Raw genomic sequence first — 13,538 nt, 5'->3', positions numbered from 1 at the left:
GAGCCGAGCGCTTTTCATTACGGCATGAAGGCCGTTCTAGCGTGGAGGATGGAGAAGTGACAGCGAACTTGCGGGAGAAAGTGGCCTTGGTGGCGGGTGCTACGCGCGGCGCCGGCCGAGGCATCGCGGTGGAACTCGGCGCCGCCGGCGCCACCGTCTACGTGACCGGGCGCACGACGCGCGCCCAGCAATCCGAGTATGCCCGACCGGAGACGATCGAGGAGACGGCCGAGCTGGTGACATCAGCCGGCGGCAAGGGCATTGCCGTGCAGGTGGATCATCTCGTCGAGGAACAGGTCGAGGCGCTGGTCGCCCGCATCCGCGGCGAGGCCGGCAGGCTGGATATTCTCGTCAACGACATATGGGGCTGCGAGAAACTGTTCGAATGGGACAAGGCCGTCTGGGAGCATTCGCTGGACAAGGGCCTGCGTATGCTGCGGCTCGGCATCGAGACCCATCTGATTACCGCCCATTACGCCCTGCCGTTGATGATCGAGCGGCCCGGCGGGCTGCTGGTGGAGATGACCGACGGCACGGCCGAATACAATGCCACCCATTACCGGCTGTCACCCTTTTACGACCTCGTCAAAACAGGTGTCACCCGCATGGCCTGGGCGCATGCGCAAGATTTGGCGAAACACGGTGCCACCGCCGTTTCGATCACGCCCGGTTGGCTGCGCTCCGAAATGATGCTGGAGGCTTACGGTGTTCGCGAGGAGAACTGGCGCGAGGCGACGAAGGTGCAGCCGCATTTCGCCATTTCCGAAACGCCGCATTTCGTCGGCCGCGCCGTTGCGGCCATCGCCGCCGATCCCGACCGCGCCCGCTGGAACGGACAATCGCTGTCGAGCGGCGCGATCGCCAAGACCTATGGCTTCGACGATATCGACGGTTCGCGGCCGGATTGCTGGCGCTACATGGTGGAAGTGCAGGAGCCCGGCAGACCGGCGGATGTGACGGGTTATCGCTAAAACATGTCGCGCAAAAGTGTGAAGCGGTTTTGTGACAATGACATGCGTAAAAACAAAGGCCTAAAGCACGACAAGCGAATCTGAAAGATCGCGACGCGCTTTAGAACAGCATGATTTTAGGCCGGATCGGCCTAAAATCTAAATTTGAGCATGATGTCGTCTGAACCGCTCAAGCCCGTTACCGGGCGGCGGCGAGGCGCGCAGCGTCGCGAAACGAGACCAGCCGCTTCGTCTGTTCGTCCCACAGTACCAGCTTGACGCAACGCAGGCTTTCCATGAGCGTGATGCGGCCCATATCGGCAAGCTCAGGATGGTCTCGCAGCACCTCCGGCAGCCGGTAGTAGGGCACCCGGCTCGACAGATGATGCACGTGGTGGATGCCGATATTGCCGGTGATCCAGCGCAGCACCGGCGGCAGGTCGTAATGCGAGGCGCCGTGAAGGGCCGCATGCTGGAACTGCCAGTCCGGCTTCTTCGACCAATGTGTTTCCTCGAATTGATGCTGCACGTAGAACAACCAGACGCCGGCAGCACCTGCCAGAAGCACGGTCGGCAGATGCACCAGTAAGAAGGGGACGATCCCGACCGCCCAGATCAGCAACGCGGCGACCAGTGCGATGGCAAGATTGGTCGCCATGGTCGAGACCCAGGGCAGGGCGCCGGAGCGCATCATGCCGAAAGGCAGGCGCTGTTTGAAGAGGAACAGCCACGCCGGGCCGATCCCGAACATCACGATCGGGTGCCGGTAGAGACGGTAGCCAAGGCGGCCCCAGCGCGACAATGCGTTGTATTCGGCGATTGTCAGCGTTTCGATGTCGCCAACGCCGCGTTCGTCCAGGTTTCCAGCCGAGGCGTGGTGTTCCGCATGCGCCCGGCGCCAATAGTCGTAGGGCGTCAGCGTCAGGATGCCGATCGTGCGTCCAACCCAATCGTCGACGCGGCGATGGGCGAAAAACGAGCCGTGGCCGCAATCATGCTGGATCATGAACAGTCGGAGCAGGAAGGCGGCGGCGGGAAGGACGAGGATCAGGCCGGGCCAGAAGCTGTAATGAACGGCTGCCCAGGCGGCAGCCCAGAACAGCGCGAAAGGGACGACGGTGACGGCAAGCTCGAAAGCGCTGCGTCCGGTTCGTGGCTGGCGATATCCGGCAAGGATTTTCAACCAGCGCTTTTCAGCGAAAAGCTCGGCATTCTCCCGGGATCGCTCCGGGTTTTCGTCAGGCTCGCCCAAAGGGGCCACTTGGATTTCCTCGCACTCGCTGCGGCGCGCAGATTCGATCACAGAGTGACGCCGTGAAAAGCCACGATAGCCGAAAGGCCGAGTGCGATCACTACGGCCGAACGAATGAGGAAGAGCGGATAGTCGTAGTGGTACATTGTAAGAAGAGTGGTCATGGTTGCAGCGTTTCCTGTTTTTCTAAAGACATGTCAATGGGACGCCGGCGCGTCCGTGAGGACGCGCTATCACTTGCGCTGTTACGGGCAGCGAGGGCGAGAGCGGCGGCTCGATAAGAGGTTCTATTTCTTTGGAGCACTGCCCTGCGGGGCGGTTTTGGTCGCCGTCTTCATCTGGTTGGCGAATGTGCTTTCCACCTTCGCTTCCTGCTTGTCCTTCTTCGGCTTCCGGACCTCGCGATTGCTTCTTACTTGTCCTTTTGCCATCGATAAAATCTCCCTTTAGATCGAAATTGAAAGCCGCAGCCTGCGTGGTATTCGCCCCGTTTGTCGGTCGCGATCGGAGGTCGCGGGATCGGCATGAGGGCAGCCCGACAACACCGGGCCGCAGGGATGGAATGAAAATGATGCCTGCTGAAACCGCATCGCAGTCTGGAGGCGGATGACCGGAGAGGTCACCGAAAGCCAAACCCGACGTTGAGACGGGACGTCACCATGCTTTCGCGATCGGGAAAATGGCGGGGCCGGAAATCCGGTCACCGCAGATGCCGCATCGGCCAAATCAGCGAGCCCTCCTTATAGAGTAAAATTGAGGTGCCATTAAGGCCGCCGCCGCAGGAAAGCCATATTTCCACAGGGCATAACGCATGCCGTGTAAAACTATGCAGCGGTTTTGCGATGACGATATGCTTAAAAACAAAGACCGAAAGCGCGAGAAGCTAATCTGAAAAATTGCGACCGCCTTAGTCATTCACGGGAAACAGGCGGATCAGCTTCGTTCTTTGCAGCTCTGCCAGGCCTGACGTCGACATGATGCCGCGGGCCAGACAGAGTTCTATGTCCCGTGCGATATCGAGCGGCACCAGCATGCCGCCGGCCTTGAGCAGGCGGTCTGTCATCGACAGAAGCAAGTCCACTTTCGCCTGACAGCCATCGATTTCCAGGAGCGCCACCCGGCGCTCCCTGTCGATGTCTGCAAGATCTCTAGCTTGCTGTCGTTGGTGGTAAGCCCCGAATTGCACCCATCCGAAATAACCGGCCGCTGCGACGCAGATACAAAGCAAAAGGGTTTTTCGCACAATATTCCTTCGGAGCCGGCGGCTCGATTGCCGCTAGCCGGCGGCTCGATTGCCGCTAGCCGGCGGCGCGTCTCTCGCGGGGCAATCCCTGTATCGCATATCGGTTAAAGACGGGGGTTACCGGCTTCGGGGGCGTCTTCAGCTTGCCGAAATGGTGTTCGAGCGCTTGTGAGAGCATGGCCGGCGAGGTGACGCCCTCTTCGAACAGCCTGATCAACAGTATGGCCGCGACGTTGAAGACACGTTCGTTGCCGATCAGGATTTTGGCGTCGTAGCCGGCGTCGTCGAGCACACCCTGCAGCATGTCGAGATCCGACGAAGTCAGATGCGGCTTTTCGAAAGTGGAAGACATCGGTCCTCCTTTCATCGGGGCAAGGGTATAAAAACCCTCAGTCGGCAGCGCCCTTACACTGGCTGCCGAAGTTGCGACCATGCGCCTTTCACCCAGGCAACGCAACGGGATTCTTTGCGGCTATCGCTTCGGTTCACGAGCAGCCCGCACCGGTCAGGGTGCGGGCCGATGATGGTCATTCCGCCGCCTGATAGCTGGGTCTCCGGGCGGCCGATGTCCGCGGACCGGCGGCTGCAAGCAAGGTAATCGCCACCGCAAGCAGCGCCACGAAGGCGATGCCGGCGACATAGGGATCCCAGCCGAAATGCGGTGCGGCGCCGAAGACTGCCGAGGCCGCCGCAAGCACGATGCCGCCGCCGATCTGGAAGGAGGCGAAGAGCAGCCCGGAGGCGAGCCCCGCCTTGTCATCCTCCACATCGGAAAGGGCCGCAACCTGCACCGAGGGGTAGGTCAGGGCGTAGCCGAGGCCGAGCGGGATCTGCGAGAACAGCACGAGCAGGATCGGATCGACATGTCCGAGTGCTGTCACCCAGAAGATATAGCTGAACGCCTGCAGGCCGACACCCGCCGCCATCAGCCCGGTGGCGCCGCGATTTTGCGCGAGCGTCGCGAAACGTGGCGCCAGGAACATCACGAATACGCCGCCAAGCGCAAAGCAGAAGCCGGTGGTGAAGGCCGACCAGCCGAGGACGTTTTGATAATAGAGCGTCGCCAGGAACTGGAAGCCGACATAGGCGCCCTGGAAGAGGGCGGCAATGGCATTGGCATGCCGGAGCTTGGCCCGGCGGAACATGCCGAGCGGCACCATTGGATCGGCATGCCGTGCCTCGACCACGAGGAAGAGCAGGATCAGCGCCAGCGATGCGACGAGCGAACCCCAGGTCGCAAAAGCCTGCCAGCCGGCGGCCGCAGCATTGGTGATGCCGAAGACGAAGAGCAGCAGCCCAGGGGTGATCGTCAGCGCGCCGGCCCAGTCGAAGGCCGGCCGCGGTCCCGTCCTTTTCGGGTCGGCGGGCAGCACCAGTGGCGCAACGAAAAGCGTCAGGATGGCGACGGGCGCGCCCATGACCAGTGTCGCCCGCCAGCTGATAATCGTCGCAGCACCACCGAGCACCATGCCGAGCACGAAGCCGGCGGCGCCGGTGGAGGAGAAGACGCCGAGCGCCCTTGCCCGTGCCGTTCCCTCGCCGAAGACGGAGAGCAGCAGCGCAAGGGCGGCAGGCGCGGTGAAGGCGGCGGCAATGCCCTTGACCAATCGGGCGGCAATCAGCGTCGGCCCGCTGTCGACGAAGCCGCCGGCGATGCTGGCGGCGGCAAAGATCGCCAGCGACCAGAGGAAGACGCGGCGATGGCCGAAGACATCGGCGACCCGGCCGCCGAGCAGCAGGAAGCCGCCATAACCGAGCACATAGGCGCTGACGGCCCATTGCAGCGATGTCGCCTCCATGCCGAGTTCGGCCTGGATGGCAGGCAAGGCAACGCCAATGGTGGAGACGTCCATGGCGTCGAGGAAATTGGCGGCGCAGAGCAGCAGCAATGCCAGCCCCGCTCCGCTTCGCGATTTGGAAAGAGTCATCGAAATCGTTCCTTCTTTGCTGCCGCCTCATCGGGGGAGGTTGCCGGGCGGCAGGGAACGAGAAAATGTACAGCTTTCATTCCTATTGCAAATTGATAGTAGCCATGCCAGGTATTACTGATGATGATGAATGATGCCACGCTTCGGAAGATCGACCTCAATCTCTTGCTGGCCTTTTCGGTGCTGATGCAGGAGCGCAATGTCAGTCGCGCCGCCGAGCGCCTGCTGCTCGGCCAGCCGGGCCTTTCGGCCGCTTTGCGACGCCTGCGCGAGGCGCTGGACGACGAATTGTTCGTGCGTGTCGGGCGCGGCCTGCAGCCGACGCCGCGCGCCCTTTCCATCGCTCCGGCGATCGAGGATGCGCTGTCGGGCATCGAGCGCGCCATCCGCCCGCAGGCCGAATTCGATCCGGCAAGCTGGCAGGGCGAGTTCCGCATCGGCATGTGCGACAATCTCGAATCGGCCTTCTTCGGCCCGCTTGCCGCCCGTCTTCTCCAGCTTTCACCCGGCGCCAGGCTGATCGGTATCGCCTCTGACAAGCGCGATGCCGCACGCCGGCTGGATGAAGGCGTCTTCGATTTCAGCGTCGCGATGCATGACGAACCCGCCTCCTGGCACATTCGCGCGCCGCTGTTCGACCAAGTTTCGATCTGCATCTACGATGAAGCTCAGCTCGGGCTGAAGGCGCCGTTGAGCCTCAAGGATTTCGCCAATGTCGCGCATGTCACCGTCTCGTTCGAAGGCAACACCTCGACCGGTATCGACATGGCGCTGAACCGCACCGGCGATGTGAGACAGGTGGTGGCGACCGTCCCGCGCTTTTCCGCTCTGCCGATGGTGCTGAAGGCGATGCCCGCCATTGCCACCGTGCCGGAATCGATCGGTCGCTGCATGGCGCAGTTACATGGGCTGATGCTTTGCGAGCCGCCGCTTTCGCTGCCGTCCGATCCCGTGACGATGCTTTATCGCCGAGTCGACCAGACGGACGGCCGGGCGCGCTGGTTCCGTCGCCTGTTCATCGATGTAGCCAATAAGGCGCTCGATGCTTCCGGCTGCTGCGTATCCATTCCGAGAGCCGCTGCCTGACGGTCCGTTATAGCTCGCCTTTGTGGAAATAAGCTTCGAGGCGATAGCCGTCCGGGTCGATGATGAAGGCAGTATAATAGAAGCGCCCGTAATCCGGTCGGATACCCGGTTCACCATTATCCGTGCCGCCGGATGCGACGGCCGCCGCGTGAAAGGCATCGACCGCGGCCTCGTTCGGCGCGACGAAGCAGAAATGCAGCCCGGATCGCATGTCGGCAACAACAGGCTGTTCAACCTGCATCACCCAGAGCCCGACCGTTTCCGGGCCGTAGCCGATCGTGGTGCCGGAATTGGAGAGGCGCTCATATCCGAGCGGCGCCAGCGCCGCATCGTAGAAACGGCGGGCTCTTTCGAGGTCTTTCACGCCGATGGAAATATGATCGAACATGGACTGCGAAACTCCCTATCTTCCGCTAATGACTGCCCACACCCAAGATGGCTCGGCGCCGACATCTTTCAACCGCGTTCTAAAGCATGTTGTGCAAAACTATGTGGGACAGGCCGTTCTACGACAGATGCCGCCTGCGGCAAAGCCTGAGGCTGGACATTGCCGCATCCGCCCAGGTCTCGTTCTAAACAGCGCCCTCGGCGACGCTTTGCATCTGCTGCAGCTCCGTCACCTCATAGGTCCAGACTCGAAATGCCTTCAGCACATGCGGTCCAAAGGAATTGATGAGCGGTATGTCGGCGGCGTCGCGCCCGCGTGCGACGATGATACGACCGATCCGCGGCGTGTTGTTGCGCGGATCGAATGCATGCCATGCGCCGTCAAGGAAGACCTCGATCCAGGCGCTGAAGTCCATCGGATCGACGACGGGAATACCGATGTCGCCGAGATGGCCATTGATATATCGGGCAGGAATGTTGAGGCAACGGCATAGCGCCACCGCGAGATGCGCAAAGTCGCGACAGACACCGACGCGTTCGTGAAACGCCTCGAAGGCTGTCCGCGTCGATCGCGCCTGCATGTAGTCGAATTGGATATGGCCGTGAACGAAGTCGCAGATCGCCTGAACGCGGCCCCAGCCGGGTGAGACGGTGCCGAACATATCCCAGGCAATTTGACTGAGGCGATCCGTCTCGCAATAGCGGCTGCCCATCAGGTAGACGAGGCAATCATCCGGCAACTCCGAAACGGGGAGTTCTCTGGCGCTTGGCAGCGACCTCTCCGGTTTGCCGTCGTCTTCGATCGTCGCATCGCCCCATATGGTCAGGTCGCCCGCCGGGGCAACCAGCCGAAGACAGCGGTTGCCGAAGAGGTCGCGATAAGTCGAAGTGGGAACATCGGGCGTGGTGAATACCGTTTCCGGAACTCTGATGTCGGCCGCACGATCCTCATGCACCGACAACAGACATACCAATGCGGTCGGCTGTGGGCAGGTCAGCGTGATTTCATAGCCGTAACGGATCAACATGGAGCGTTCTCGCGCGTCCGGATCCGTCTAGCGGAAATCCGCCGCAGTTAGAGTGTAAAAGGCGCGGCGGCGGTAGGAATAGGCTTTGTGTGCCACGTCCTGAATGGAGTTGCGCAGGGCGTCGAAAGACAAAAGCCACCGCGTTTCCGAAGGCTCGGTTCTCTGCAATGCGGCGTCGGATTTCGCCAGCGCGCCAACCTCGATGAAGAACAGCACCTGGAACATGCCGTCATGACCAACGAAGCGCACAGCATTTCTCGCCGCATCGAAACTACGGCTTTGGTTCAGGAAGGCTAGCGCCATGGTTGGACCGGCGGGCTCTTGCGAGCACTCCGAGCGGTGGCCGACAGCCTGAGCCATTCCTTCCGATATCCTATGTTGAGGAGATTGAAGGACATCATGTCTTCCCCGGCTTCCGCATGGTCCGCGTGCACGGGAACGCTTGCAGAAACACGATAGACGGTCCACGAACGGGCGGGTTCGATCCGGCGGTCGTGTTCGATCTCCATCGAGTAGCGGCCGGGCGCTTCCCATGTGTGGACGGCAAAGGCATTCCGTCTTCGTTCGGCTTCGTCTTCATGGCTGTTCACGATGTCAACCTTTCGTCATTCGGGCCGTGGCCTTGGCCAAACGTCCTCTCGATCAGTGTTGCGCCGCTGCCGGCGGGCGATAGGTTTACCAGTTCCAGGCTATCCTCCGTCGCGACCCGTTCATGACGTTCATCGTCACTGCGGATGCGGTATTGCAGCACATTTCCTCTGAGAGGCAGCGTGGCGGTAATGCGGTATGTGTCGGGGAGCTTTGAAGGAACGACTAGGAATCCGTCCTTCACCCGGACGGTCTGCCCCACCTTGAAGATATGTGTTGCTGCCTCGCGCCGGGCTGAGCGTCCATTGCGTTGCGGGATGCGCGTAGCGGTCATGACGGTTTTTGGTCCTTTTCGAGCACGGTTTCGAGATCTGACAGGTGGATAGGCATCATCTGCTGCGTCGAACTCTGCGCGGCTATCGCCGGCAGGTGGATGAAGGCGCCGACCCGTCGCCAGGCAAGCCTGGAAACGCCATCGATCAATTCCTCGTCATAATCGACGCGGTATTCTCCGGCTGGCTGCGCCCCGTCGAAACCGGGCAGGCGGAATGGGGATGAAAAGCGAACGACGGTTTGTGTGGTGCGACTTGTCACGGCTGAGGCCTCCGCAGGAATACACCGATGTGTTTCCTGTATCGTTGAGATCCGAACCGGACGAACTCGAGGCTGCCGGTACATCCGCGGTCAGCGCCAAGATCATTCCGGATCGGAACAGTCGAACTCAACGCCGGAACGACGTCATGGATCGCTGTCGAAAATTCAGTGGTGATGGCGGGTCGTAGGTCTCTGACACCGCGAAGCCAAGTCGGCCAAATCGACGAGGCCTATCATTGCGCCTCGATTGAGTTTAAATCAAGATAAATTCTGATTTATCTATGAAAAACGCCAAATTAACTCTTCGTTCATGTAAATAAAATTGGACGCGACGGCGCAAAAAATTCTATTCAGTTCCTGATTATTACAAAATATTCGGTCGGATTGATTTCCTGAATATCTCAAAAAAATTCCTGCGTGAATAATATTTCTTGGCACTCCTATCAATCGAGTGCCACGAGTGCTATTTATGAGTTGCAGCCGCCCTATGCGCCGGCAGCAGAAAGACCTCTATGAAATTCCGTTCACTTCACGACCGCGTCGTCATTCGACGTGCGGAAGGCGATGTCAAATCCAAGGGCGGGATCATCATTCCAGACACCGCCAAGGAGAAGCCGCAGCAAGGCGAAGTGGTCGCAGTCGGCCCGGGCCTGCGCGACAAAAGCGGCAATCTGGTCCCGCTTGATGTCAAGGTCGGTGATCTCATTCTGTTTGGAAAATGGTCGGGGACAGAGGTCACGATCGATGGCGAAACCCTTCTGATCATGAAGGAGACCGACATCATGGGCATCGTCGAAAAGACCCAAGCGGCTGCCGACAAAGCCGCCTGAGCGTCGAATTTGTGACCAGCATCTCAAGACCGAACTGGGAAGAAATATCATGTCTGCCAAGGAAATCAGGTTCTCCACCGACGCGCGCGACCGCCTGCTGCGCGGCGTCGAATTGCTCAACAACGCCGTCAAGGTGACGCTTGGTCCGAAGGGTCGCAACGTCGTCATCGACAAGGCCTATGGCGCACCGCGCATTACCAAGGACGGCGTTAGCGTCGCCAAGGAGATCGAGCTCGCCGACAAGTTCGAGAACATGGGCGCGCAAATGGTGCGCGAGGTGGCTTCGAAGACCAATGATCTTGCCGGCGACGGCACGACGACGGCAACTGTTCTCGCCGCCTCCATTTTCCGCGAAGGCGCAAAGCTCGTCGCTGCCGGGATGAACCCGATGGATCTGAGGCGCGGCATCGATCTCGGCGTTATCGCCGTCGTCAAGGAAATCAAGGCGCGGGCGATGAAGGTCAAATCGTCAGGCGAAATCGCCCAGGTCGGCACCATTGCCGCCAATGGCGACGCCGCCATTGGCGAGATGATCGCCAAGGCGATGGACAAGGTCGGCAATGAGGGCGTCATAACGGTCGAAGAGGCGCGAACCGCCGAGACCGAACTCGACGTCGTCGAGGGCATGCAGTTCGACCGCGGCTATCTCTCGCCTTATTTCGTCACCAATGCCGAGAAGATGCGCGTGGAACTGGAGGATCCCTATATCCTCGTTCACGAGAAGAAACTCGGCAGCCTGCAGGCGTTGCTGCCGATCCTGGAAGCCGTCGTACAGACCGGCAAGCCGCTGCTCCTCATCTCGGAGGACGTCGAAGGCGAGGCGCTGGCGACGCTTGTCGTCAACAAGCTGCGCGGCGGCCTGAAGGTCGCAGCCGTCAAGGCGCCGGGTTTCGGTGATCGCCGTAAGGCCATGCTGGAAGACATTGCCGTACTCACGGCCGGCCAGATGATTTCCGAGGATCTCGGCATCAAGCTCGACAACGTCACGCTCGATATGCTCGGCCACGCCAAGCGCGTGCTGATCGAGAAGGACAGCACCACGATCATCGACGGCTCCGGCGACAAAGCGGCCATCCAGGCGCGCATCCAGCAGATCAAGGCGCAGATCGAGGAGACCACCTCCGACTACGACAAGGAAAAGCTGCAGGAACGCCTGGCGAAACTTGCCGGCGGCGTCGCGGTCATCCGCGTCGGCGGCGCGACTGAGACGGAAGTCAAGGAAAAGAAGGACCGCATCGACGACGCGCTGAACGCCACCCGTGCGGCGGTCGAAGAGGGCATCGTCCCCGGCGGCGGCGTGGCACTGTTGCGCGCCAAGTCGGCGCTCATGGGCCTGACCGGGGAGAACGCCGACGTGACGGCGGGCATCTCGATCGTGCTCAGGGCGCTCGAAGCCCCGATCCGCCAGATCGCCGACAATGCCGGGTTCGAAGGCTCCATCGTCGTCGGAAAACTTGCCGACAGCAATGATCACAACCAAGGTTTCGACGCCCAGACGGAGACCTATGTCGATATGATCGACGCCGGCATCGTCGATCCCGCCAAGGTCGTGCGTACTGCTCTGCAGGACGCCGGTTCGATTGCGGCGCTGCTGATCACCGCCGAGGTGATGATCGCCGACATTCCCGCAAGAGACTCCGCCCCTGCAGCCGGAAATGGCGGCATGGGCGATATGGGATACTGAGAACAGCCTGAACCGTTCCGGCGTCGCCGGACGGCGCAACCCGATCAATAGACAGGGAGAATTCCAATGTCCGTGCAGAGCAGCAGTAAGACATCGATCACCCAGCGTTTCGACAGTTACCAGCCATCCAAGACGCTTCTCGTCTGGGCCTGCGTCGTCACGGCGATCGCCACGATGATTATCGGCTTCAGCTGGGGAGGTTGGGTAACAGGCGGCACGTCAACCAAAGCGGCAGTCGCCGCCGGCGACGTTGCCCGCGGAGAGCTGGCGTCTGCCATTTGCGTCGAGCGGTTCAATGCGGCGCCGGATGCGAGCGCTAAACTGATCGAGTTCAAGGCGATTACCGAAGGCTACAAGCAGCGGCAGTTCGTCGAGGCCGGCGGTTGGGCGACCATGCCTGGGCAGACCTCACCCGACAGCCGGAGTGTTCAAGCCTGTGCCACCGCGCTTGCCGTCTGACACCGCTTTTCTAGGGCGCTCCGATATGGTGCGGAGCGCATCCACTCTCAAAGCAGGAAATGACCTATGATCCGTTTCGTGAAAAAGAGCGACCCGCAGCCCCCCGCAGAAGACGCCGGCGACAACCGCTTCCAGAAAATCCGCGAGGCAGCTGCCGACGAGCATAAGAAAGCCGCCAACGACAGCACGCGTCGCCGCCCGCCGCAAGCAACGGAAGATGACGACCCGCTTATCTGAGTGTGGACTGATGTCCTTGAACATGCCTCCAGCGCGGCGGTGTAACGCCGGCATAGGGCGCGATTTGAGGACAGGGCCACACCGCGGCTCTTGAAGACCTAGCGATAATCCAGCCAGACCCCGCCGGCATCGGCGGACCGCACGCAGTTTTCCACCCAGCGGACCCCTTCCAGTCCGGCATCGACATCGGGAAAGACCAGCTCTTCGATCCCCGCAGGAGCGAGGCCGCGCTCTCTGTTGATGGCAAAGCCGAAGCGGCGATAGAGGTTCGCCCAGGCTTCGAAGAGACCTTCCGGATGGCCGCCGCCGATCCTGTCGTCGATCCTGGCCTCGGGATAGAGATAGTCCATGCCGCGCTCGAGAATGCGGGCCGGTTCGCCCTGTATCTCGTAAGATAGCTGGTTCGGCCGCTCGTCCCACCATTCGATGCTGGCCTTCGAGCCGACGATGCGGATCTTCTGGCCGTGCATGGAGCCGGCATTGACGGCGCTCGACCAGATGGTGGCGATTGCGCCATTATCATATTCCATCAGGGTCACCGCATTGTCTTCGAGCGGCGCCCGGCTTTTCACGAAGCTCTGACGCGTGCAGAGGAGACGCCTGATCTTCAGGTGCGGCAGGATGACCTTGGCGATATAAAGCGGGTGGGTCCCGACGTCGCCGAGGACATAGCTGGGACCTGCGAATTTCGGATCGACGCGCCACCGCGTCGAGGGGTTCTGCTCCTCCACCGCAGCACTATGGAAGCCATGGGCGAATTGCAGGTTGACGATGCGGATCTCGCCGAGATCGCCATTCCCGACCATGGCGCGCGCTTGCTCGATCATCTGGTGGCCGGCATAGCCATAAGTCACGCCGACGATACGGCCGCGCGCCTCGGAAAGCGCTTTCAGCTCTTCGGCTTCGGCGATCGTGAAGCAGAGTGGCTTTTCGCAGATCACATGCAAATCATGTTCGAGTGCTGCCTTGCAGATCGCGAAATGCGTATTGTTGGGTGTTGCGATCGACACGGCCTCGATGCCGTCGGCTCGCCCGGCCTCAGTGGCAAACATCGTCGCATAGTCCCGGTAGCTCCTGGCTTCGTCGAGCCCGAGATCGACGCCGAAGGCGCGGCCGCGTTCCGGATCGATATCGAAGGCACCCGCGGCAAGGGCAAAGACGTCGTCGCGATGCGCTGCCGAGCGATGAATATAACCGATCTGGCTGCCTCTGCCGCCACCGACCATGCCCCAGCGGATCGGCTTTCTCCTGTCATTCGTCATCATCTTTTCC

At 60.9% G+C, this 13,538-nt stretch carries 18 protein-coding genes; 6 read left to right on the top strand and 12 right to left on the bottom strand.

Features of this window, described 5'->3' with window-relative positions:
• Nucleotides 1–56 precede the first annotated feature (56 nt).
• Nucleotides 57–971: an SDR family oxidoreductase gene (locus A6U98_RS27230; protein ID WP_064654072.1), complete on the top strand. Its 915-nt coding sequence runs from the start codon at nucleotides 57–59 to the stop codon at nucleotides 969–971.
• Between the two features lie 178 nt (nucleotides 972–1,149).
• On the opposite strand, the gene A6U98_RS27225 is transcribed toward A6U98_RS27230, so the two are convergent.
• From A6U98_RS27225 to A6U98_RS27210, 5 genes are all read right to left on the bottom strand, one after another.
• Nucleotides 1,150–2,202 (bottom strand): fatty acid desaturase, encoded by a 1,053-nt coding sequence (locus tag A6U98_RS27225; RefSeq protein ID WP_082933996.1) that lies wholly within the window; start codon nucleotides 2,200–2,202, stop codon nucleotides 1,150–1,152.
• A gap of 287 nt (nucleotides 2,203–2,489) precedes the next feature.
• The gene (locus tag A6U98_RS37330; RefSeq protein WP_003557866.1) at nucleotides 2,490–2,633 is read right to left on the bottom strand and encodes a hypothetical protein; all 144 of its coding nucleotides are present in this window, start codon (nucleotides 2,631–2,633) and stop codon (nucleotides 2,490–2,492) included.
• 476 nt (nucleotides 2,634–3,109) lie between these two features.
• Complete coding sequence (locus A6U98_RS38155) at nucleotides 3,110–3,445, bottom strand: hypothetical protein (RefSeq protein ID WP_064654070.1); 336 nt, start codon at nucleotides 3,443–3,445, stop codon at nucleotides 3,110–3,112.
• Between the two features lie 55 nt (nucleotides 3,446–3,500).
• Entirely contained in the window at nucleotides 3,501–3,878 is a 378-nt protein-coding gene (locus tag A6U98_RS27215; protein ID WP_184501169.1) for a hypothetical protein, read from the bottom strand.
• Between the two features lie 94 nt (nucleotides 3,879–3,972).
• A complete protein-coding gene (locus A6U98_RS27210) occupies nucleotides 3,973–5,373 on the bottom strand; it encodes an MFS transporter (RefSeq protein ID WP_064654068.1) in 1,401 nt (466 codons plus the stop codon).
• Nucleotides 5,374–5,496: 123 nt separating this feature from the next.
• On the opposite strand from A6U98_RS27210, the gene A6U98_RS27205 reads away from it, so the two are divergent.
• A complete protein-coding gene (locus A6U98_RS27205; protein ID WP_064654170.1) occupies nucleotides 5,497–6,459 on the top strand; it encodes a LysR family transcriptional regulator in 963 nt (320 codons plus the stop codon).
• Between the two features lie 7 nt (nucleotides 6,460–6,466).
• Here the strand turns inward: A6U98_RS27205 and A6U98_RS27200 are convergent, their stop codons facing one another.
• The 6 genes from A6U98_RS27200 to A6U98_RS27175 form a co-directional block, all read right to left on the bottom strand.
• The gene (locus A6U98_RS27200; RefSeq protein WP_064654067.1) at nucleotides 6,467–6,847 is read right to left on the bottom strand and encodes a VOC family protein; all 381 of its coding nucleotides are present in this window, start codon (nucleotides 6,845–6,847) and stop codon (nucleotides 6,467–6,469) included.
• Nucleotides 6,848–7,031: 184 nt separating this feature from the next.
• On the bottom strand, nucleotides 7,032–7,874 hold the full coding sequence (locus tag A6U98_RS27195; RefSeq protein ID WP_064654066.1) for a transglutaminase family protein: 843 nt from the start codon (nucleotides 7,872–7,874) through the stop codon (nucleotides 7,032–7,034).
• 27 nt (nucleotides 7,875–7,901) lie between these two features.
• Nucleotides 7,902–8,177 carry a DUF1488 domain-containing protein gene (locus A6U98_RS27190; protein WP_064654065.1) on the bottom strand — a complete coding sequence of 92 codons (276 nt, stop codon included), beginning with the start codon at nucleotides 8,175–8,177 and terminating at the stop codon, nucleotides 7,902–7,904.
• A complete protein-coding gene (locus tag A6U98_RS37845; protein ID WP_064654064.1) occupies nucleotides 8,168–8,464 on the bottom strand; it encodes a hypothetical protein in 297 nt (98 codons plus the stop codon). Before A6U98_RS37845 ends, A6U98_RS27190 begins: the two co-directional genes overlap by 10 nt.
• A complete protein-coding gene (locus A6U98_RS27180) occupies nucleotides 8,461–8,796 on the bottom strand; it encodes a hypothetical protein (protein ID WP_064654063.1) in 336 nt (111 codons plus the stop codon). Before A6U98_RS27180 ends, A6U98_RS37845 begins: the two co-directional genes overlap by 4 nt.
• On the bottom strand, nucleotides 8,793–9,056 hold the full coding sequence (locus A6U98_RS27175) for a hypothetical protein (RefSeq protein ID WP_064654062.1): 264 nt from the start codon (nucleotides 9,054–9,056) through the stop codon (nucleotides 8,793–8,795). Before A6U98_RS27175 ends, A6U98_RS27180 begins: the two co-directional genes overlap by 4 nt.
• Before the next feature lie 512 nt (nucleotides 9,057–9,568).
• Here A6U98_RS27175 and A6U98_RS27170 point away from each other — a divergent pair.
• The 4 genes from A6U98_RS27170 to A6U98_RS37325 all read left to right on the top strand — a co-directional run bounded on the left by A6U98_RS27170 (nucleotide 9,569) and on the right by A6U98_RS37325 (nucleotide 12,266).
• Nucleotides 9,569–9,886: a co-chaperone GroES gene (locus A6U98_RS27170; RefSeq protein WP_064654061.1), complete on the top strand. Its 318-nt coding sequence runs from the start codon at nucleotides 9,569–9,571 to the stop codon at nucleotides 9,884–9,886.
• 49 nt (nucleotides 9,887–9,935) lie between these two features.
• Nucleotides 9,936–11,570 carry a chaperonin GroEL gene (gene groL, locus A6U98_RS27165; protein ID WP_064654060.1) on the top strand — a complete coding sequence of 545 codons (1,635 nt, stop codon included), beginning with the start codon at nucleotides 9,936–9,938 and terminating at the stop codon, nucleotides 11,568–11,570.
• Nucleotides 11,571–11,636: 66 nt separating this feature from the next.
• A complete protein-coding gene (locus A6U98_RS27160; RefSeq protein WP_027685388.1) occupies nucleotides 11,637–12,029 on the top strand; it encodes a hypothetical protein in 393 nt (130 codons plus the stop codon).
• A gap of 66 nt (nucleotides 12,030–12,095) precedes the next feature.
• Complete coding sequence (locus A6U98_RS37325) at nucleotides 12,096–12,266, top strand: hypothetical protein (protein WP_164986467.1); 171 nt, start codon at nucleotides 12,096–12,098, stop codon at nucleotides 12,264–12,266.
• A 98-nt stretch (nucleotides 12,267–12,364) separates the two neighbouring features.
• On the opposite strand, the gene A6U98_RS27155 is transcribed toward A6U98_RS37325, so the two are convergent.
• Nucleotides 12,365–13,531: a Gfo/Idh/MocA family oxidoreductase gene (locus A6U98_RS27155; protein WP_064654059.1), complete on the bottom strand. Its 1,167-nt coding sequence runs from the start codon at nucleotides 13,529–13,531 to the stop codon at nucleotides 12,365–12,367.
• Between the last annotated feature and the right edge of the window lie 7 nt (nucleotides 13,532–13,538).

Origin of the sequence: Rhizobium sp. WYCCWR10014 (assembly GCF_001657485.1) — a bacterium.
In the GTDB taxonomy this organism is placed as follows: Bacteria; Pseudomonadota; Alphaproteobacteria; order Rhizobiales; family Rhizobiaceae; genus Rhizobium.
Note: the sequence above shows the minus strand (reverse complement) of the source record. Positions and strands in the feature narration are given on the sequence as shown.